This window comes from Sphingomonas sp. UYEF23 (assembly GCF_040546165.1).
Classification (GTDB): Bacteria; Pseudomonadota; Alphaproteobacteria; order Sphingomonadales; family Sphingomonadaceae; genus Sphingomonas; species Sphingomonas glacialis.
The window spans coordinates 264,788-284,772 of record NZ_JBEPNG010000004.1 but is presented as its reverse complement, the minus strand read 5'-3'; the positions used below and the strand labels follow the sequence as shown (position 1 = coordinate 284,772).

15 protein-coding genes are annotated in these 19,985 nt (G+C 67.9%); 2 read left to right on the top strand and 13 right to left on the bottom strand.

Going from position 1 to position 19,985, the window contains the following annotated elements; genetic code table 11:
• Window positions 1-21: 21 nt before the first annotated feature.
• Window positions 22-549, bottom strand: coding sequence for an energy transducer TonB (locus ABIB28_RS10235; RefSeq protein WP_354288043.1), 528 nt, complete (start codon window positions 547-549; stop codon window positions 22-24).
• A 151-nt stretch (window positions 550-700) separates the two neighbouring features.
• On the opposite strand from ABIB28_RS10235, the gene argJ reads away from it, so the two are divergent.
• Both argJ and ABIB28_RS10225 read left to right on the top strand, forming a co-directional pair.
• Window positions 701-1,927 carry a bifunctional glutamate N-acetyltransferase/amino-acid acetyltransferase ArgJ gene (gene argJ, locus ABIB28_RS10230; protein ID WP_354288042.1) on the top strand — a complete coding sequence of 409 codons (1,227 nt, stop codon included), beginning with the start codon at window positions 701-703 and terminating at the stop codon, window positions 1,925-1,927.
• A gap of 152 nt (window positions 1,928-2,079) precedes the next feature.
• Window positions 2,080-2,985: a glutathione S-transferase family protein gene (locus tag ABIB28_RS10225; protein WP_354288041.1), complete on the top strand. Its 906-nt coding sequence runs from the start codon at window positions 2,080-2,082 to the stop codon at window positions 2,983-2,985.
• Between the two features lie 4 nt (window positions 2,986-2,989).
• Here ABIB28_RS10225 and ABIB28_RS10220 read toward each other — a convergent pair whose 3' ends face one another.
• The 12 genes from ABIB28_RS10220 to ABIB28_RS10165 all read right to left on the bottom strand — a co-directional run bounded on the left by ABIB28_RS10220 (window position 2,990) and on the right by ABIB28_RS10165 (window position 19,852).
• Window positions 2,990-3,382 carry a hypothetical protein gene (locus ABIB28_RS10220; RefSeq protein ID WP_354288040.1) on the bottom strand — a complete coding sequence of 131 codons (393 nt, stop codon included), beginning with the start codon at window positions 3,380-3,382 and terminating at the stop codon, window positions 2,990-2,992.
• Window positions 3,383-3,482: 100 nt separating this feature from the next.
• The gene (trxA, locus tag ABIB28_RS10215; RefSeq protein WP_133186775.1) at window positions 3,483-3,806 is read right to left on the bottom strand and encodes a thioredoxin TrxA; all 324 of its coding nucleotides are present in this window, start codon (window positions 3,804-3,806) and stop codon (window positions 3,483-3,485) included.
• 65 nt (window positions 3,807-3,871) lie between these two features.
• Window positions 3,872-7,318 (bottom strand): double-strand break repair helicase AddA, encoded by a 3,447-nt coding sequence (gene addA, locus ABIB28_RS10210; protein ID WP_354288039.1) that lies wholly within the window; start codon window positions 7,316-7,318, stop codon window positions 3,872-3,874.
• A 150-nt stretch (window positions 7,319-7,468) separates the two neighbouring features.
• A complete protein-coding gene (gene addB / locus ABIB28_RS10205; protein WP_354288038.1) occupies window positions 7,469-10,429 on the bottom strand; it encodes a double-strand break repair protein AddB in 2,961 nt (986 codons plus the stop codon).
• Window positions 10,422-11,180: a nucleotidyltransferase family protein gene (locus tag ABIB28_RS10200; RefSeq protein WP_133191881.1), complete on the bottom strand. Its 759-nt coding sequence runs from the start codon at window positions 11,178-11,180 to the stop codon at window positions 10,422-10,424. The genes addB and ABIB28_RS10200 overlap by 8 nt, the downstream gene beginning before the upstream one ends.
• On the bottom strand, window positions 11,180-12,169 hold the full coding sequence (locus ABIB28_RS10195) for an aminoglycoside phosphotransferase family protein (RefSeq protein WP_354288100.1): 990 nt from the start codon (window positions 12,167-12,169) through the stop codon (window positions 11,180-11,182). Before ABIB28_RS10195 ends, ABIB28_RS10200 begins: the two co-directional genes overlap by 1 nt.
• Entirely contained in the window at window positions 12,166-12,606 is a 441-nt protein-coding gene (gene tsaE, locus ABIB28_RS10190; RefSeq protein ID WP_354288037.1) for a tRNA (adenosine(37)-N6)-threonylcarbamoyltransferase complex ATPase subunit type 1 TsaE, read from the bottom strand. The genes ABIB28_RS10195 and tsaE overlap by 4 nt, the downstream gene beginning before the upstream one ends.
• Window position 12,607: 1 nt before the next feature.
• Window positions 12,608-12,907 carry a CcdB family protein gene (locus ABIB28_RS10185; protein ID WP_133186765.1) on the bottom strand — a complete coding sequence of 100 codons (300 nt, stop codon included), beginning with the start codon at window positions 12,905-12,907 and terminating at the stop codon, window positions 12,608-12,610.
• Window positions 12,907-13,155 carry a type II toxin-antitoxin system CcdA family antitoxin gene (locus tag ABIB28_RS10180; RefSeq protein ID WP_133186763.1) on the bottom strand — a complete coding sequence of 83 codons (249 nt, stop codon included), beginning with the start codon at window positions 13,153-13,155 and terminating at the stop codon, window positions 12,907-12,909. Before ABIB28_RS10180 ends, ABIB28_RS10185 begins: the two co-directional genes overlap by 1 nt.
• A 51-nt stretch (window positions 13,156-13,206) precedes the next feature.
• Window positions 13,207-15,558, bottom strand: coding sequence for a sensor histidine kinase (locus tag ABIB28_RS10175; protein WP_354288036.1), 2,352 nt, complete (start codon window positions 15,556-15,558; stop codon window positions 13,207-13,209).
• Window positions 15,559-15,719: 161 nt separating this feature from the next.
• The gene (locus ABIB28_RS10170) at window positions 15,720-16,643 is read right to left on the bottom strand and encodes a 2OG-Fe(II) oxygenase (protein WP_354288035.1); all 924 of its coding nucleotides are present in this window, start codon (window positions 16,641-16,643) and stop codon (window positions 15,720-15,722) included.
• 89 nt (window positions 16,644-16,732) lie between these two features.
• Window positions 16,733-19,852, bottom strand: coding sequence for a TonB-dependent receptor domain-containing protein (locus tag ABIB28_RS10165; protein WP_354288034.1), 3,120 nt, complete (start codon window positions 19,850-19,852; stop codon window positions 16,733-16,735).
• Window positions 19,853-19,985: the final 133 nt, after the last annotated feature.

The window sequence follows — 19,985 nt, the reverse complement described above, 5'->3', positions numbered from 1 at the left end:
AGATCGCGTCTCCATCGCCGATCAGGACGGAAGGCGCCAGACGACATTGCGGTGCCAGGTCGCGGCAATCGGCGTGCCGTTCGCATCGCGCGCCGGGGCGAAGCGGGCACGGCTGCGGAGCGCCCGGCACGCGGCCTGGTCGAGCGACTCATGGCCGCTGCTCTCGCCGATGCGGCACGCGACCACGCTGCCCGTGGCGGCAATTTGGAGATCGACTCCTACCTTGCCCTGCTCGTTGCGGTGGAGCGCTGCGACAGGATAATCATCGGCGGTGATCCAACGCGCTGGATTTCCAACGGGTACCGGACCCTTCGGATCGGACGCTTCCAAGCGCTCGGGCGAGGCTGCGCGCCTGGTCGAATGCGCGGACTGCCTTGCCTGGACGCGCGACAGATCGGCGAGCGAATCGTCGGTCGAATCGCGTATTGATGCGATGCCAACGCTCAGCACCAGGATCCCAGCGATCCCCAGCACGCCGCAGACCGCGATCGTCAGCGTTTCGCGGCGTTTCCCCTCCCCCGACATCATGCCATCTCCTTCGTCGTGCACGATCGCGGCGTGAGCCGACCGGGATACGCTATGAAAGGATACGACTAGCCGAGAGACCCGCCAATCCCCCCGCTGGCCCGCTCCAACCTTGCCGCCCTCCACGCGGCGCCCACCCTTTGCGTCAGCGCAGCAGCGCATCTAAGAGCACAGCATGACCAGCCCGCGCTCCCCGCTCGCCCGCCCCTTCCCGCTTTTGCCGCAAATTGCCGGCGTCACGCCGCATGTCGCGCGCGCCGGCTACAAGGCGTGGGAGCGCACCGACCTGACTTTCGTCACGCTCGATCCGGGCACCAGCGTCGCCGGCGTGCTGACGCAGAGCAAATGCCCTTCGCCCGAGGTCGAATGGTGCCGCGCCGCGCTCGTGCTCGGCCAGGCGCGCGCGATGGTGGTGAATGCCGGCAACGCCAACGCCTTCACCGGCGCGCGCGGGCGCGCGGCCGTCGAGGCGATCGCGGCGCGCGCGGCGGGGCAGCTCGGCTGCCGGCCGTCGGATATCTTCGTCGCCTCGACCGGCGTGATCGGCGTGCCGCTGCCGATCGACAAGGCCGAGGCCGGGCTCGACGCTGCCTTCGCCGCCGCGCCGTGTACGTGGGAGGAGGCGACCAACACGATCGGCACGACCGACACCTTCGCAAAGGCAGCGATGACGACCGCGGTGGTCGACGGGCGTACCGTGACGCTCGTCGGCATCATCAAGGGTTCGGGGATGATCGCGCCCGACATGGCGACGATGCTCGGCTTCATCTTTACCGATGCCGCAGTCGAACCCGCCTTCCTCCAGGCGGCGCTCGGCGAGGCTAATCGCGCGAGCTTCTCGTGCATCACGGTCGACAGCGACACCTCGACCAGCGACAGCGTGCTCGCCTTCGCGACCGGCAAGGCGGGCAACACGCCGCTCGCCGACGCCGAGGATGCCGGCGCCGACGCCTTCCGCGCGGCGCTGTCCGACTTATGTCTGCAGCTCGCGCATCTCGTCGTGCGCGACGGCGAAGGCGCGACCAAGTTCATCGAGATCGCCGTGACGGGGGCGGAAAGCGACGCGAGCGCACGCACGATCGCGCTCAGCATCGCCAACTCGCCGCTGGTCAAGACCGCGATCGCGGGCGAGGACGCCAATTGGGGCCGCGTCGTGATGGCGGTCGGCAAGGCCGGCGAACCCGCCGAGCGCGATAGCCTCGCGATCCGCTTCGGCGACACGCAGGTGGCACAAGGCGGCCTCGCGGTGGTCGGCTATGACGAGGCGCCCGTCGCGGCGCATCTCAAAGGGCAGGACATCGAGATCGGCGTCGACATCGGGCTGGGCGAAGGTCAGGCGACGGTCTGGACGTGCGACCTGACGCACGGCTACATCTCGATCAACGCCGATTATCGCAGCTGAGGCGCGTTACGGCCCCCCGGCGAAGGCCGCGGCCCAGGCGCGAAGGCCTTGATAGCGGGGGCCGCACACGACGATCAGCCGCACGCAACCGGGCCCCGGTCTTCGCCGGGGAGCACCAACGATAAAAGATAAAACACACCAGGAGAGCCCCGATGTCCGAGATCATCCTCCACCATTATCCGCGCTCGCCGTATAGCGAGCTGCTGCGGATCGCGCTCGGCATCAAGGGCGCGGCCTGGCGCTCGGTGATCATCCCCGACATCGCGCCCAAGCCCGATCTCACCCCGCTCACCGGCGGCTATCGCAAGACGCCGGTGCTGCAGATCGGCGCCGACATCTATTGCGATACCGCGATCGCGATCGAGGCGATCGAGGCAGCACTGCCCGGCCCGAGCCTGTTCCCCGCCCCGCTCGGTCGCTTGCACGCGGTGCTCGCGCTGCAGGCGGGCGGCGCGACCTTCAGCCAGGCGGTCGGCTCGGCGATGGCGCCGTTCCTCGACCGCATCCCCGACGCGTTCTTCGAGGACCGCAAGAAACTGTTCGGCTTCGACCGCGACCGCATCGCCAAGGCCGCGCCGCATCTGCTCGCGCAATTCACCGGCTGGCTCACGCGGCTCGACGATGCGCTGAGCGACGGGCGCGCCTTCCTCGGCGGCGACGCGCCCGGCTATGCCGATTGCGCTGCGGCGATGAACCTGTGGTTCCACGGCAATTTCGGGATGAAGGACGCGCGCACCGCCCGCCTGCCACACCTCGCCGCGTGGTTCGAGCGCGTCACCGCCATCGGCCATGGTACGCCGACCGACCTATCCGCGGCCGAAGCGCTCGTGATTGCGCGCGATGCCGAACCCACCGCGATCGAGCTGATCGAGCCCGACAGCGGCTTCACAGCGGGCCAGACCGTCACCGTTCGAACCGAAGACCCGGGCGCAGATGCGGTTGCCGGTGCGCTCGTGCGCCTGACGCCGCGCGAGATCGTCGTGCTGCGCGAGGATCCGCACGTCGGGCGCGTCGCGGTGCACTTCCCGCGGATCGGGCAGATCCTGGCACCCGCCTGACGCGTCAGCGTTGCGGCTCGGGCGTCAAGGTTACGTCGATCGGGTTGGGCTTGAGTTCGCGCAACGCGCCATTGCCGCGATCGACAAGGTAGCCGACCAGTCCCGTCGTCAGCGCACTACGGGCAGCGGCGCCCGGCCGCTCGGTGTCGATGCTGCTGACGGCAACCTCAAGCGGCTGATAGCCAGGCTTGCGGATCGTCGCGACGAAGCCGGTCTTGCGCTTGAGCCGCAGCGTGCACGGCGTGACGCACGCGATCCCGAGCGACGTGCTGACGTCGGCCCCCGCCGGCTGCGAGCGCACTTCAAGGCTTTGCGTCGTGCCGTGCGAGATCGTCGCGCACCCGCCGAGCAGGAGGATCGCCGCGAAGGCCGCGGTCGCGCGCTTCGCCAGGATCATGATACGACTCCGCCAGCGCGTGGGGCTCACGCGCTGGCGGGAAGATATGCAGAAAAGGCTATCGCTTCAAAGCGCTAACAGCCTAACCCGCGATAGGATCTCAGGCGAGTTCGCCCTCGAGCCACGCCTTCAACCGGCCCTTGGGCTCGGCACCGACCTTGGTCGCGGCAGGCGCGCCGTTCTTGAACAGGATCATCGTCGGGATGCCGCGCACGCCGAACTTGCCAGGTGCATCGGGATTGTCGTCGATGTTGAGCTTGGCGATCGTCACCTGCTCGCCGAGTTCCTCGGAGATTTCCTCGAGGCTCGGCCCGATCATCTTGCACGGGCCGCACCATTCCGCCCAGAAATCGACCAGCACGGGGCCGGTTGCGTTGGTGACGTCGGCTTCCCAGCTCGCGTCGGTGATCTTCTTGGTCGCCATGGTGAAACTCCTTCGTGTGAACGCAGAGATAGGATGTGCGCCGGGTACACTCAAGCGCACGAACGCTAGCTTTGCTCCACGCCCGCAAAGCCTGGCTTGTGCGCGGCGAGTAGATCGTCGGGCAGGGCGTGGAGCGTCGGCCCGCTGGTGTAGAGCAACGCCGCCTCGACGCGGCGCTGCGGGAAGATCACCGCGAGCGCGGCGACATACGCCGCCATCTGCTTGAGATGATAGGCGGGCACGTCGGCAAGCCCCGCCGGCACCGCGCGCCCGGTCTTGAAATCGACCACGCGGATCAGCTCGGGGGTCACCAACAGCCGATCGACCGTCCCCGACACGACGAACCCGTCGCGCAGCACCGCGGCGATCGGCGCCTCGGCGAGCGCGTTTGGGCCGAACAGCTCGGCCAGCGCCGGATCATCGAGCACCGCCAGCACCGGCGCGATGATCCGCGCGCGGTCCTTGGCATCCTCGACCGCGCCCGCCTGCGCAAGCCAGCGATCCGCCGCCGCCGCCCGCAGCTCGGGCGCGACCGCGGGCAAGCGTTCGAACAGCGCATGGATCAACCGCCCGCGCTCGGCGGCGGCGCGCATCGTCGGCGTCGGCGGCGCATCGGCGACCGCATCTTCTCCAAGCGACGACGGCGCGAGCGGACGCGGCGGGCGGGCTTCCTGCGGTGCGGGGCGCAGCGCCCAGTCGGGGACGGGCTCGTGCGTCGCTGCCCCGCGCGCCGCGCGGCGATCGGGCGCGACGGGACGTTGCGGCTCGCGCCCGGCAAAGTCGCGCGCGCCCTCGCCCGCGATCCCGAGCGCGGCCATCGCGCGGTCGGCGGCGGCGTACCAGCTCTGCTCGGGCGCGATCCCTTGCGCGCGCAGGCCGACCGATCCCGCGATCACCAGCCGCTCCTCGGCGCGCGTCGCCGCGACATAGAACAGCCGCCAATGCTCCTCGAGATCGCGCGCCGCGGTCTCCTCGACCAACACGGCCAGCGGCCCGGTCGCCTCGCCCTTGCGCGGGCGGATCACCGGCAGTTCGTTCGCCATGTCGCCCGCACGCCAGTTGAGCGTCGAACGCGGCGAGCGCGTCGGATCGACCGCGGCATCGGCGAGGATGACGAGCGGCGCCTGCAGCCCCTTCGCACCGTGCGCGGTCATCACGCGGACCGCATCGAGCGGGGCGGACGGATCGCGCTTGATCTCGACCTCGCCGCGATCGAACCAGTCGAGGAAGCGCTGCAGCGACGGCGTGCCGAGCGATTCGAAATCGAGCGCGGCGCTGAGCAGTTCCTCGATCGGATCGCGCGCTTCCTGCCCCAGCCGCCGCACGAGATTGCGCCGCGCGCCGAGCGGGCCCGACAGCAGCTCCTCGAGGAACTGGTAGGGCGTCGCGATATCGGCGCGCGCGAGCATCGCGAACAGCGGCGCGATGTCCTCGCGCGGTTCGGTCGCCGAGATATGCCGCCACAGGCTCCCCGTGCGCGGGGGTGCCGCCAGCATCAGCCGCTCCTGGCTCCACCCGATCAGCGGCGAGACAAGCAAGGCGGCGAGCGAAAGATCGTCGGCCGGCTGGAGCACGAAGCGGATCGCGGCGAGCAGATCCTGCACCGACAGCGGCGCGTTGAGCCGCAAGCGATCCACGCCCGCGACCGGCACGCCCTCGGCATAGAGCCGCGCGACGATCAGCGAGGCGAGCTCGCCGCGCCGCTTGACGAGGATCATGATGTCCTCGGGCCGCAGGGTGCGCCCCTTGCTCTCGAGCATCAGCGTGCCGATCCACCCCTTGATCGTTCGCGCGATCTGGCGCGCGAGTTCGCGCGTCGAATCGGAAATCCAGCTCTCCTCATCCTCGTCGCTGCCGCCCGCGACGACGAGCGGCCACAGCGTGACGGTGCCCGGCCCCGGCACTTCGCTCGCATGCACCTCGCGGTCGGCGATCGCGCCCAATCCGGGCTCGGGCAGCGCCTCGATCGCGGCATCGACGAATTCGAGCACGGGGCGCGTCGAGCGGAACGATTGCGTCAGCGACAGCCGGTGCCATGGCCGTGCGCGCATCGTGCCGGTCTGGCGGCGCTGCTCGTCATCGGCTTCCCACGCATCGCGAGCCAAGGTGCCGAGCTTCTTTTCGGCGGCGGCGAAGTAAAGCGGGTGCGTGCCCTGGAAACCGAAGATCGCCTGCTTGAAATCGCCGACGGTGAACAGCGTGCGGACGCGCGCATCCTGCGCGCCCTCGCCCGCGAAGAACTCCTCGACCAGCGCATGGATGATCGCCCATTGCGCGGGATTGGTATCCTGCGCCTCGTCGATCAGCACATGGTCGGTCGCCTGGTCGAGCTTGTAGCGCACCCATTCGCCCATTCCCGGCTGGCCGAGCAAGCTGATCGTCGCGCGGATCAGATCGTCGAAATCGACCGCGCCGAGCCGGCGCTTGGCGCGCTCATAGGTCACGGCATAGTCGCGCCCGACCGACAGCGCATCGGCGAGCAGATCAGCATAAGCCGCGCGCTCGCGCAGGCCCAACAGATGCGCGCAGGCCTCGCCGATCTCGATCGCGAGATCGGCATACTCCGAATCGGCGGCGAGCAGCTTGGGCGAATATTTGCGCGGCTCGCGCTTCGCGGTGAAGGGTACACCAATCAGATCGCCGAGCATCTGGGCGCGCATCGCGGGGTCGGCCTCGACCCAGCATTCGGCGACATCGGCATGGTTTCCGCCTGTCGCGGTGCCCCAAGCACGGTTGGCGGCCGCGACCCGCGCGACCGAGTCGACATCGAACGCGTCATCGCTGCATGCGGCGGTGATCTCCGCCTCGATCTCGCCTTGCGGCAAATCGAGCGCGCGGCGGATGAAGGGCCGCACGCCCTCCCCCATCGGCAGCTCGGCCATCGCCGCGGGCGCGCGGGCGCAGGCGAGCAGGAACTTCTCCGCCTCGCCCTCGCCAAGCCGCAAGCTCAGCGCGCCAACCGTCGCGACGGGCGCCTCGCGCCCTTCGGTCTCGGCAGCGACGAGCATCTCGGCGAGCGCATCGCGCGCCATCACCGCTTCCTCGCGCGCCTCGATCGGACGGAAGCCGGGGACCAGCCCCGCCTCGACCGGGAAGGCGGCGAGCAGGCTCTGGCAGAAGCCGTGGATCGTCTGGATGCGGATCCCGCCGCCCGGCGAATCGAGCACGCGCGCGAACAGCGTGCGTGCTCGCGCGCGGAGCGCCGGCGACGGATCCTCGCCGAGCGCCTGCAGGTCGGAGACGAGCTCGGGCTCGGGCATCCGCACCCAGGCGGCGAGCCGATCGCCGATCCGCCCTGCCATCTCGGCCGCGCCCGCCTTGGTGAAGGTGAGACACAGGATCGCGCCGGGATCGACGCCGGTGAGGAGCAGCCGGAACACGCGCGCGGTGAGCACTTGCGTCTTGCCGGTGCCCGCGGACGCGGAGAGCCAGACGTGGCCGCCGGGGTCGCTCGCGCGTGCTTGCTGGTCCTTGAGGATGGGCAGCGGGCGGTGGCTATGGGAGGCGCTCATGCTTCTCCTCCCCTCCCTGGAAGGGAGGGGATCGAGGGGTGGGTTGCTCTTAGGGGGAAAGCAACGCCGGCCACGGGCCAACCCACCCCCAGCCCCTCCCTTCCAGGGTGGGGAGGAAGAAGGTTCGGGAGCAGGAGACTAAGGCCGAGCTCACTCACGCCCATACCATTCGTCCCGCCGCATCAATTGGTCATACTCGGCATAGGGCGCATATTCCGGATGCAACTTCGCCTCGAACGCGCGCATCCCCGTCAGCCAGTCCGCAGCCGCCGCCGAAAAATGCCCCGCCGCAACGCCCGTAAAATCCTCGGGCAAAACCTTGTCGCCCTTCCCCGCCGCATCGACCGGCGAAGTCACATACCCGAACGCATCGCCCTTCTTCGACAGCGACCAATATTCGAACCCGCGCGCCTTGCCGGCAATCGCATCGAACGCGCCGCGCTCGGCGATCAGCCCGAGCAACCCAAGCTGCAGACTGAACCCCTCGCGCACCGCTGCCGGCGATGGCGGCTTGCCGGTCTTGTAATCGATGACCGCGAGCGTCCCGTCGGCCAACCGATCGATCCGATCGAACTTGCCCGTCAGCATCACGCCTGCAAGCGACACCGCCCCCGATTGCTCGACCGCGAGCACTTGCCGCCCCTCATCCAAATTGCGCCCCATCTGCGCGACGATCCAGTCGATCGCCTCCATCAGCCGCGGCTTCCACAGCGCGCGCTGCATCGGATGCGCGCCTTCGAACATCGCGAGCGCGCGCGTATGTAGGCGGTCAAGCGCGCAGCCGTCATCCTTCGCCCAGCGCTCGAGAATGTCGTGCACCGCAGTCCCCCGCCACGCCGCACTCGGATCGGCATCGACAGGATCGAGCGGCGCGAGCCCCAGGATGCGCTTGGCGTAGAAAGCGTATGGGTCGGCCTTGAGCCGGTCGACATCGGTCACCGCGATCTTCTCGGGCCGGCGCTCGCGCGGCGGCACCGGCGCGGGCTGCTCGGCTGGCTCATGCACCCCAGGATCGTCGAGCGCGCGCGTCCAACCCTCGAGCGCAGTCGCACGCTCGAACCGCTCGCCCGCCAGCGCCTGCAACCGCAGCCAGAAGCGCGACGCGATCGCCGGTTGCGTGCCCCCGCGCCGCGCGCGCGTGATCAGCGCGGTCGGCGCGCCGAGCGCCTGCGCCAGATCATGCGCCGCCAGACCGACACCGCGATCGAGCCCGGGAAGCCCGAGCTCGGCGCGGATCCGCGGTGCCAACCACGGATCGGGCGCGGGCAGGCCCGGCCACGTCCCTTCGTTGAGTCCGCCGAGGATCATGATGTCGGCGGTCTGCAGCCGCGCCTCGATCAAGCCATAGATCGCGAGGCGCGGATGCTCGCCCTGACGCGAGCGCACCGCGACTTCATCCATCAGCGTCTTGAGCAACGCCGCGAGGCTCGCCGGGTCGATCGTGGGCGGGCCGTGGCCGGCATGCGCCTCGGCCTCGTTGAGCAATTCCGCCGCCGCGCGCCCGTTGGGCCCCGACCACAAGGCATCGCCGCACAGCGCCTGCGCGGTCGTGCGCAGCGCCTCAAGCACCGCACCGAGCGGCTGCGCGCCATGCGCAAAGACACGTTCGATCGGCGCGAGCAATGCGCGCGCCTCGGGCCACCATTCGAGCGCAGCGCGCGCGTGGCGCGCCTCGCGCAAATGCGCGTCGATCCCCGCCAGCCCCGCCGCCGGTCGCGGCCCACGCAACGCGCGGTCGAGCGCCCGCACCCCCGACAGCCACGCCGCACGCGGCGCTCCGCTGCGCACCAGCGGATGCTTGAGCAGCGTCAGCAAGGCGAGCGGCGCAAACCGCTGCGTCGCCGCCTCGGCGAGCGCGGTCAGCAAGGTCCCTGGCGGCAGGATCGACAGCGGTCGCCCCGCAGAATCATCGACGGTAATGTTCCAACGCTGGAGATGCGCGGCAACACGCCGCGCCAGCCCACGATCGGGCGTAATCAGCGCCGCGGTGCGCGTGCCGATCAGCTCGCCCGCCTCGGGCTCGAGCGCAGCGCGCAGAGCGAGTGCAATCGCCTGCGCTTCCTCGCCCGGCGTCGCGAGCTCGGCGGCGGAAATCCCCGCTAGGCGCCGTTGCTCGGGGCCGAGCGTCGTCCAGCGCGCGGTATAGTCGGCGACCGACAGCGCGTTCGCCACCGCCTTGCCGCGTGCGATCGTCGCGTCGTGATCGCTGCCGTCGCGCCACGTGCGGAACTCGCCGCGATTGACGCCCATCCGCTCGAGCAGCAGCTTGAGATGGAATTGCGGATGCGTCTCGATCGAGCGGCGCGAAAGGCCGCTCACCGGATCGGGCGCATGCGGCCCGAGCGCCTGCCACTCGCCCTCATCCATCCCGGTCGCAAGATCGGCGAGCACCACCATTCCGCGCGGGCTATCGGCGATGCAGCGCAGCAGCCGCGCCACTGCGGGCGCGCTGTCGATCACCCCCGCCGCGCAGATGAAACCGGCGGGCGGCGCGGCGCGCCAGCGCGTCGTCAGTCGCTCGAACAGCATCGCGCGCCGCGCCGCCGCGTCGACCCGGCCAAGCCGCCGCAGCTCATCGGGCCAGCGGTCGAGCGCGATCCCGAACAGCGCGAGCGCGCGTTCCCAATGCGCCGACATCGCTTCGTTGAGCTCGATCTCGCGCAACCGATGCGGCGCGATCTCCTCGACGAGCAATTGGTCGAGCGTGCGCGCAAGATCGCCGGCAAGCCGCACCGCCTCAGCCGCATCGACGGGCTGCCCCGCCCGCGCGCGCTCCTCGGCGACCAGTCGCGCAAGGATCATCCGCCGTTCGAGCGGCGCGACCGCGGGCGGCACCGGATCACCATCGTCCGCCGGATCGAGCGCTGCGCCGATCGCTTCGTCGAGCGCGGGATCGCCGATCGCGACCAGTCGCGGCAACAGCAATCCGCCCGAACTCGCACGGACGAACGCGTCGGTCAGCGCGAGCTTGGCGCGGTTGTTGGGGAGCAGCACGAGCCCCTTGGCGAGCCCCAGATCATCGCCACCAAATTGTCGGATCAGCCCCGCCGCCAGCGCATCGGCGAACGCGCGGTGCGCGGGGATCGTGAAGAGCCGCGGGCCCTCAGCCATCCGCGAGCATCGCCTCGGTCTTGGGGATCGCCGCCGGCGTGCCGACGTCGAACCACAAGCCCTGATGGACGATGCCGAATGCGCGCCCCGCCTCGATCGCGCGATCCCAGAAAACGTTGGTCGAAAACGCGTCGCTCGGCGGATCGACGATCAGCCGCTTCGACAGCATCTGGATCCCGGTCCAGACATAGGGCGCCACCCGCCCCGACTTGCGCCGCGCGATCCGCCCGAACGGATCGAGATAGAAATCGCCTAGGCCCGCATTGTGGTTGGCGCGCGCCTGCGGGATCATCAGCATCAGCACGTCCATGCTCGCATCATCCCACGCGTCCGCCATCAGTTTGAGCGAATCGAGCGGGCCATCGAGCCAGATATTATCGGTGTTGACGCACAGGAACGGGTCGGCATCGATCAGCGGCAGCGCCTTGACCAGCCCGCCGCCGGTCTCGAGCAGCTTGCCGCGCTCGTCCGAGATCGCCACCTCGAGCCCGTGCGCATTCACCGCGAGATGCGCCTCGAGCATGTCGGCCATGTAATGCGCGTTGACGACGATCTTCGACACGCCCGCGCTGCGCAGATGGTCGAGCACATGATCGATGAAGGTCGTGCCGCCGATCTGGATCAGTGGCTTGGGCCGCATCGCCGAAAGCGGGCGCATTCGCGTGCCGAGCCCCGCCGCCATCACCATCGCGGTGGTCGGTACCGCGGCGTTCGAATCGGGCCGCAGGCGCAGCGTGCGCTTGGGACGCATCACGCCGCGGCGCCCTGGCGGACCAGCATCGGGTCGCCGCGCAGCTCCGCCGGGAGCGTTGCGTCGAACCACTCCCTGACCGGAGCGAGCGCCGGATGCGCCAGGTCGCGCTCGAGATAGCGCCACACGCGTGGGCACAGGCCTGCGTAGCGGAGCTTGCCGTCGCGCTGCCAGAGCCGCGTGAAGATGCCGACGATCTTGGCGTTCCGCTGCGCGCCGAGCACGTGATACGCCCTGTCGAAGGCGTCACCCGCCCCCGTTGCGTCCTTGTACTGCGCCAGCATTTGCGCCTCCACGCTTTCGTCGACATCGCGCCGCGCATCCTGCAGCAACGAAACGAGGTCATAGGCCGGATGCCCGACCAGCGCATCCTGGAAATCGAGCAGCCCGAGCGTACGTTCGCCCGTTCCGCCCGGGATCAACATCAGGTTTTCGCTGTGATAATCGCGCAATACGGTCACGCCCGGTTCGGCGAGCACGGGCGCGAAAACCGCGTCCCACGCGGCATCGTAGCGCGCCTGATCGGGGGTAACGCCGACCGCGGGGCAATACCACTGCGTCAGCAGATCGACTTCGCGGTGCAGCACCGCATCGTCATAGGGCGGTACCGGCGCTGCGGGCACGCCGTGCAGCCGCACCAGCGTATCGATCGCGGTGCCGTAGAGCGCTGGCGCCCGTGCGGCATCGGCATCGACCGTCTCGCGCATCTGCACGTCGCCGAAATCCTCGAGCAAGACGAGGCCCTGCGCGAGATCGACCGCATCGATCGTCGGCGCGGCAAAGCCGTGTTCGCCGAGCCAGCGCGCGATCGCGATGAAGTCGCGCGGGTCCTCGTGCGGCGGCGGCGCGTCCATCAGGATCGCGCTGCGCGCGCCATCGATCACGCGGAAATAGCGCCGGAACGACGCATCGCCCGCAACCGGAAGAATTGTCGCGCCGCCCCAGCCATAAGCGGCAAGGAATGCCGCCGCGGCCGGGGGTGGAATCATATCTGCTGCCATCGCGCCCTCCAGCCAGCGGGCACGCTGGCTGTCAAGCGGCGGGTGCCATCGGGCAGCATCTCGAGCGCCAGCGCGAGCGCCTCGGGCCACCAGCCGGGCGCGCGCTCGGGCCATTCGACGATCAGCACCGAATCCGCGAGCGCCTCGTCGAGCCCGAGTTCCTCGATCTCGTGCGCGTCATCGATGCGATACAGATCGACGTGCAGCACGGGCAAGCGCACTTCGGGCGGCGCATACGGCTGGACGATCGCGAAACTCGGCGACGGCGCCTCGCCGACCAGCCCGAGTGCGGCGAGCAGCCCGCGCGCGATGCTGGTCTTGCCGGCGCCGAGCGTCCCCGACAGCGTGATGACATCGCCCGGTGCGACGAGCGTCGCCAGGCGCGCACCGAGCGCCTCGCTGGCGTGCGGATCGACGAGGATCATTTCAATAGCCCGTCAGCAGCATGTCGAGTGCATTCATGATGGCGGACTGTTCGGCAGAAAGCGCTGCGACACGTTTCCCGAGGTCCTTGACCGGGACAGTGGCCGCATATTGCGTGGCCATCACATAGTCGCCGTCTGAAAAGGAAAGAACGGGGTTCAACCGCGCGTAAATGCGGCTGATTCGCTCTGCGGGGACAAGCGGAACCACGAATCGCGTCGGCAAGTCATCAAGGACGTCAGCTTGGCAATCGAGCAGAACGTCGTCGAAATCCCGCGTGCGATAGACATCGAAACGCGCCATCAGAATTGACGATAGCGCTCGAGCGGCAAGCCGTATGTCTCGACATACTCCGCCCAGGCGGCGGTCGCCTCGAGATTCTCTTCTTTCCAGCGGCGATTGCGCTCCGCCCGGATTTCAGCATCCAGCCCGACTTCGCATGCGCGTGAGACATTGATCCCGAGCGCCTTTGCATCTGCAACCAATTGCTCGTCGAGCGACAGATTGGTTGGTCGTCGAAACGCGGCGCGATCTTCACGGACTCGAGTCATCGGACACCTCCAATGCGCATAGAATATGCGCATCCTTCCAACCGCGCAACGTCAGCCCCGCGGCAATGTCACCGTGATCAGCGTCCCCTGCCCCGGCTCGGACACCAGCGCGATCGTCCCGCCATGCGCCTCGACGAACTGTTTCGCGAGCGGCAAACCAAGCCCGAGCGCGCGCTCGCCGTCGCGCGTGATGCCGGGCTGGCCGAAACGATCGAACGCGCGCGCGACTGCTTGCCGCGACATCCCCGCGCCATCGTCCGACACGACGATCCGCGCGCCATCGGCACCACCATCGACATGCAGCAGGATCCGCCCGCCCTCGGGCGTTCCAGACACGGCATGACGCAACAAATGCTCGACGACTTGCTGCAAGCGTTTCGCATCGCCCGGAATCTCGCCGCTCGACGGCAGGATCTCGACCGCGAACTCGAGCTTGCGCTTCACCGCGAGCGGCGCAACGGCATCGGCGGCAGCGCGCGCGAGCGGCGCGAGCGCGACCGGCTGCATTTCGAGCGTCGGCGTGCGCCCTTCGGCCTGTGTCAGATCGAGCACTTCGTCGACCAGCATGCCCAATCGCTCGACCGATTCGAGGATCGCCTCGACGTAACCGACTGCCGCCTTGCTCAGCTTGCCGGCATAGCCTTCGTGGAGCATCTCGGCGAACCCGCTGATCGAGGTGAGCGGTGTGCGCAGTTCGTAGCTCATCGTCGCGACGAACGCGGTCTTGATCCGGTCGGCCGCCTCGAGCGCCTCGTTGCGGTCGCGCAGCGCGGTCTCGATCCGGCGGCTGTCCGAAATGTCGAGCATCGTGAACAGCCCGTTGCCATCGGGCAGCGGCACTGCCGCGAATTCGAAATGCCGCCCGTCGGCAAAGGCCACCCGCCCGCCGCGCTGCTGGCGCTCGACCGTCGCGGCGCGCACCAGATCGCTGATCAGCACCGCACGCTCGGGGTTCGACAATTGGCGCGCCGCGCGCTCGGCAAGCGCATCGACGCGCGGATGCGTCGAGAGGAACGCCTCGTCGAACCCCCATGTCGCGCGAAACTTGTTGTTCCACAATTGCAGGCGCCCATCGGCGGCGAACACGCCGAGCGCCTCGTGCAGATTCTCGAAGGTCGCGGTGCGGACGCGCAGCAGCGTGTCGCGCGCGCTGGCGAGCTGGACCTCCTCGGTGCGGTCTTCGAAGATCAGCAGCAGCCCGCCATCGGGCAGCGGCTGCGCAACGACGCGCAGATGCACGCCGCCCGGCAAATGCCATTCCTCTTCCTCGCCGCCGCCCGCCAGGAACCAGTCGCGCCGCTCGGCCTTCCAGCCGGGGAAATCGCGTACTTCGGGCAGGCGCTTGGTTTCACGCATCCGTTCGAGCACGCGGTCGAATTCGGGACGATCGGCAAGCCATTCGCCCTTCATCGCGAACAACCGCCGGAACGGCTGATTGCAGAAGACGAGCGAACGATCCGCGGCGAACTGCACCACGCCCGCCGAAAGCCGGTCGAGCATCGCGCGCTGCGCATCGTCGAAGCGCTTGAGCCGCGCGCGCGCTTGCTCGAGATCCTCGATGTCGATTGCGAAGCCCGCGACCCCGCCGGTCGACAGCGGGGCGTCATACACGCGCAGCATCCGCCGCGCTCCGCGGATCGTCGCGGGCATCGCCTGGCTTTGCACCGCCTTGGCATCGCGCGCGAGCACGGCATTGGCAAGCGGGCCGCCCATCCCCGATCCCTCGACCAGTTCGAGCCCACGCGCGATGACGTCCTCGGCCGAGGCGCCTTCGACCGCATCGACATAATGCGAATTGACCATGGCGAGCCGCAGGTCGGCGCCGCGATACCACATCGGCATCGGCGCGGCCTGGATCACCCCGCTCAGTTCCTCGTACAGCGTCGTCGCATAGCCGACCGCGTCGCCGAGCCGGACGATCTCGGCCTCGCTCTCGGTCGCGTCGAACACCCACAGGATCACCCCGCCCGGCGCCTGCATCTCGCGCGCGGCGCGGCTGCCGCGGATCATCAGCGCGCGGTCGGAGCCTTGCGCGCGCACGGTGCGCGAAAAGCCGCGCCCCGATTTCTGCGCCGACACGACATCGGCGGCGAGCGCGGCGGCGTCGTCGGTGGAGAGGCCGGCATCGGCCTGTGCGAGATCATCGAGATAGCGTGGCGGCGTCGACAGCCCGAGCCAGGACGCGAGCCGCGCGCTGCATTCGACCCGCCCGTCGGCGCGCACGACCATCGCCAGCGCAGGCGCCGACGCGAGCATCGCACCCAACCGGGCATTGCTCGCGATCGCATCGGACGCGGCCCGCCGCGCGCGCAGGCCGGTGTACAGCACCCAGCCGGTCCCGCCGATAAACACGGCGAGTGCGACCCCGACCAGAATTGCTGCAACGTCGCCACTTCCAAACATTGGCGCAAGGGTAGCGGCAGCGAGCCGCGTTCCCAACCCCCCACCGGGTACAGGCGACGAATAAAGCTGACGCACACCCAAAGCGCATGGTCGAACAACCGGCTTCGTCCTCGCCCGCGCCAAAAGCGCCAGCGGCGAGCGCGCGTCACGCTATGGTGATATCACAGCATCAGACGAGACTGCCGGATCCAGCGCGATGCGACCAGCTTTTCTCCGGCCGAGACGACCATGCCTTCATGCAAGGTGAGCGGATCGGGCTGCCCGCCATCGCGCACATTGTAAAAGAGCAAGGCATCCCCCTTTTGCGCCCGGACTTTGAGGCCGATTTTCGGAAAGTGGGTTTCGCCACCACCATAGCCGTCGTTGAGATAGACGAGCATCGTCGCGAGGCGCTGATTGTCGACGCGAGGCAAGGTGTCGAGATGCGCGCGATATTGCTGCCCCGGCCGATAGCGCAGCACCGTCAGCGGTTCGCCAGCCCCCACGTCGGTCTGGCTCGCGGCCGCGATCCGGCGATTGATCGCGTGGATCGCTGGCTGTTCGAGCGCCAGCGGAAACGCAGCCAGGTTCGATGTCCGAATCGGGTCGGGGATCTGCTGGCCCGTCACGGGATGCACGACGAGTGCAGGCTGAAAGCGTGGCGTGGCACGCGCGACGAGATAGTCTGCTTCCGCGTTGCTCAGGAACCGCCGGAACAGGAGGATCCGTGGCTGTGCGCTGAGCGGCTCACCCACGAGCGGCATCGGTCCCGCGCCCGTTTCATCGAGCGCCATCGCGGCGATCAGCGAAAGCTGCTCCGCCGCATCGGGATCGACGTGATCCGCCTCGAGCAACCGCAGCGCCGCAGGCCAGTCCGGCGCCCCGCCCGTGCCATTGGCAACAAACGCACGATACACCGCTGCCGCAGTCTGCTCGCCCGCCGCGGCGGCTCGCGCGAAATGGTCGCGCGCGCGCGGCAGATCGCGCGGTACGTCGCGGCCCACCAGGTACAAGCGCGCAAGCTCGAGCAACGCCGCGCCGCTGCCGGCATTCGCATCACGCTCGATCGCGACCAGCCATGCTGGCGGGGGTGGATTACCAGGCATCATCTACTCCCATGCCACACGCGCTTCGCGATACAAAAAGGGCCGCCGCTTTCGCGGCGACCCCAAGGTGTCGTTCCGATCGAAGCCGATCAGAAGTTCGCGGTGACACCTGCGTACAGGCGGCGACCGATATTGTCGAAGATCGCCGTGCCGCCGCCGATGCCGGTCGAGCCGTAGGGCGGCTGCCGGTCGAAGGCGTTGTCGATGCCGACATAGAAGGTCGACTTCGGCGTCACGTTCACGCCCAGGCGGAAATCGTGATAATCGACCGCCGGATAGTAGTTGTTCGGATACTGGTTCGGGTTGGTCGGCGCGCGACCCTGAACCGAGTTCACCGTCTCGTAATCGCCGATCAGCTGCGGCGAAATGTAGCGCACCTGATAGTTCAGGAAGAGCTTGTTGTAGGTGAAGCCGAAGCTTGCGTTGACGCGATCCTTCGGAATGCCGACGGTCGTGTTGAAACGCGTGACATAGGTCGGATCGGTCGGGTCGGTGAACTGGTCGTTCAGGATCGAGTGATTCCACACCACATGCACCGTTGCGCCGAAGTCGCCGAACTTGTGACGATAGGTGACGTCGGTGTTGATGCCGCGCGCCTGAAGCTTGGCGTAGTTGAGCGACGAGGCGAGCAGGCTGCCTTCGATGATGCGGAACGGCTCTTCGCCGCCCGAACCACCCGTTGCACCGGCACGCTTGAACTGGCCGCAGAACTGGTTGTTCGGGTTCGACAGATCGTAGCACTGATCGACGATCGTCTGCCCATCGACCGACTGGATGACGTTGTCGACCTTGATGTCGTAGTAATCGACGCTTAGGACGAGGTCGCGGACCGGCTGCAACACCACACCCGCCGTGATCGAGCGCGATTCTTCCGCCTTCAGATCGGGGTTGCCACCGCTGCGGTACACCAGCGACTGGTTGTACGCATAGTTGTAGCCCGCCGGACGCCCTGCAGCGGCACAGTTCGCCGCGCGGTTGGCCGAGCCCTCCGCAATGTGATCCGCAGCGCACGGATCGATGAAGCCCGGCGCGAAGTTTTGGCCCTGCGGGGTGTAGAGCTCGGCGAGGTTCGGCGCACGGACCGCGATGTTGTACGATCCACGGAACGTGATCTGATCGATCGGCTTGTAGGTCCCGGTCGCATTGTACGTCCAAGTCGTGCCCGCCGAACCCTTATAGTTCGAAACGCGTGCAGCCGAACCGACGGTCAGTTCCTTGGCGAACGGCAGATCGCGGAGCAGCGGCAGCTGAACCTCGGCGAACGCTTCCTTCACCTCGAACGACGTCGGCGTGAAGGCCGGGATCGCATTGTAGAAATAATAGCCGTTCGCGACCCCCGCATCCTGCGCATAGCGCGCGGTTTCACGACGATATTCGCCACCGACCGAGCCGCGGATCGGGCCGCCCGGCAAGTTGAAGAAGGCACCCGTATCGCCCGCGATCGTACCCACGATGTCGAGCTGCGTCAGCTTTCCAGAAGCCGAGATCGAGTTGAGCAGGTAGCTCTTGGCAGCTTGCGAGATGTTACCGTTGCCGAACGGATTGATCGGAACGCACGCCGCGATGTCGCGCGCCAGGTTGGCGGCATCGCCGTTGAGATCGGTACCGGCACGGGCAGCGCTGATCTGCGAACCGCAGACGATCTGGCCCGATGCGTTCCGCTGCGCGTCCATTGCGAGCAGGAAGCGCTGGGTGTTCATCACGCCTTCGAGGCGGGTGTTCTCGATGAACTCGCCATAGTTCGCCGAAACCTCGTAGTTGAGGTGGCTGCTGAGATCACCCCGGACGCCGCCGACGATACGATACGTGTCGCGCGTCGCCGATTCGGTACGCGTGCCGAGATCGGTCAGGTTGCGGCGCAGCGTGAAGCGCGTCGCCCCCGTGATGTTCGCTGGGTTGGCGCCACCGGCAACCAATGCCGAGATGATCTGCGCGCGCGCCTGAGTCGACAAATACGGATTGTCGAGGTTCGGCCGCTCATAGGTCGACAGCGGTGCCGAATAGCCGAACGCGCTGCCGATCGTCGAACCGGTGATGAACGCCGGACCCGAGGAGCCCTGCCCGACCGAATTGGTGCGCACGAAGCTCGCTTCGACGAACGGGATGAACGCCTTCGAGACTTCGAAATGGCCGATCAAGTTCGCCGAATAGCGATCGAGTTCGGGGTAGAGCTGGACCAGCGTGTTTTCACGCCCGGTGTTGCCGTTGCCGCCGATGAACGAGCTGCCCGAGGGAGAACCCGCCGTCGGCGCGAGACCGACGCGCGTGCCGGTCTGCTGCACGAGCGAACCGTCCGGCTGGAACAGATAGTTGCAGGTGAACGCACGGCCCTGCGAATCGCGGCCGCATGCGCCCGTCGTGCTGCCGAAGGCGACGAGGCCGCCATCGGAGATCGTGCCGGTGCGACGGTCGTTGAAGAACTGGTTGTTGGCAGGCCCCGACGTGTTCGCACCGCCGGCCGAGTTCACCAGCACGAAGCCGTTGCTGCTGGCATAGTTCGAACGGTCCGAAGCGTAGAGGCTGTTCTGCCGCGCATATTCGAGATCGATCGCGATGTTGCCGCGGCCGTCGGCGAAATTCTTGCCGGCGAGCAGGCTGCCATAATAGGATCCGGCATCGCCGTGCGGGGTGATGTTACCCTGGCCGCGAACCTGCAGACCTTCGAAATGATCCTTGAGGACGAAGTTCACGACGCCAGCGATCGCGTCCGAACCATAGATTGCCGAGCTGCCGCCGGTGACGATGTCGACACGCTCGATCAGGTCGCTCGGGATGGTGTTGATGTCGGTCGAAACCGCGTTGTTGAGCACGTCCGAAGCGACGTGACGGCGGCCGTTGACGAGGACCAGCGTGCGCTGCGTACCCAGGCCGTAGAGATCGATCAGGTTGAGGCCGGCGGTGCCGAGGAAACGAGTCGAGTTTGCCTGGCTGAACGTGTTGGCGGTGCCGGGCAGCTTGTTGAGCACTTCACCGATGTTGGTCGTGCCGGTCTGCAGCAATTCGGCAGCGCTGATCGAGTTGATCGGAACCGCGGACGCGCCGTTCGGATTGCGGATGCGCGATCCGGTGACGACGATCTCGCCGGTCGTGTCGTCGGCAGTGGCTGGCTGGGTGGTCGGCGGGACGCTGCCGGGCGTTGGCGCGGTGTCCTGTGCGACCGCTGAACTTGCCGTCACGATCGCAAAGAGCGACGCGGACAGGGCGAGCAAAGCCCGCCCACGAGGTGTTCCTACAAGCATTTCATATCCCTGTTAAGCTCGGCTTCTCTCAGCCGGTTGCCAGGATGATGAATGTCAGTTGAAAGGTTGAAAAGCGCTTTGACGTCGAATGCACATGATTGTT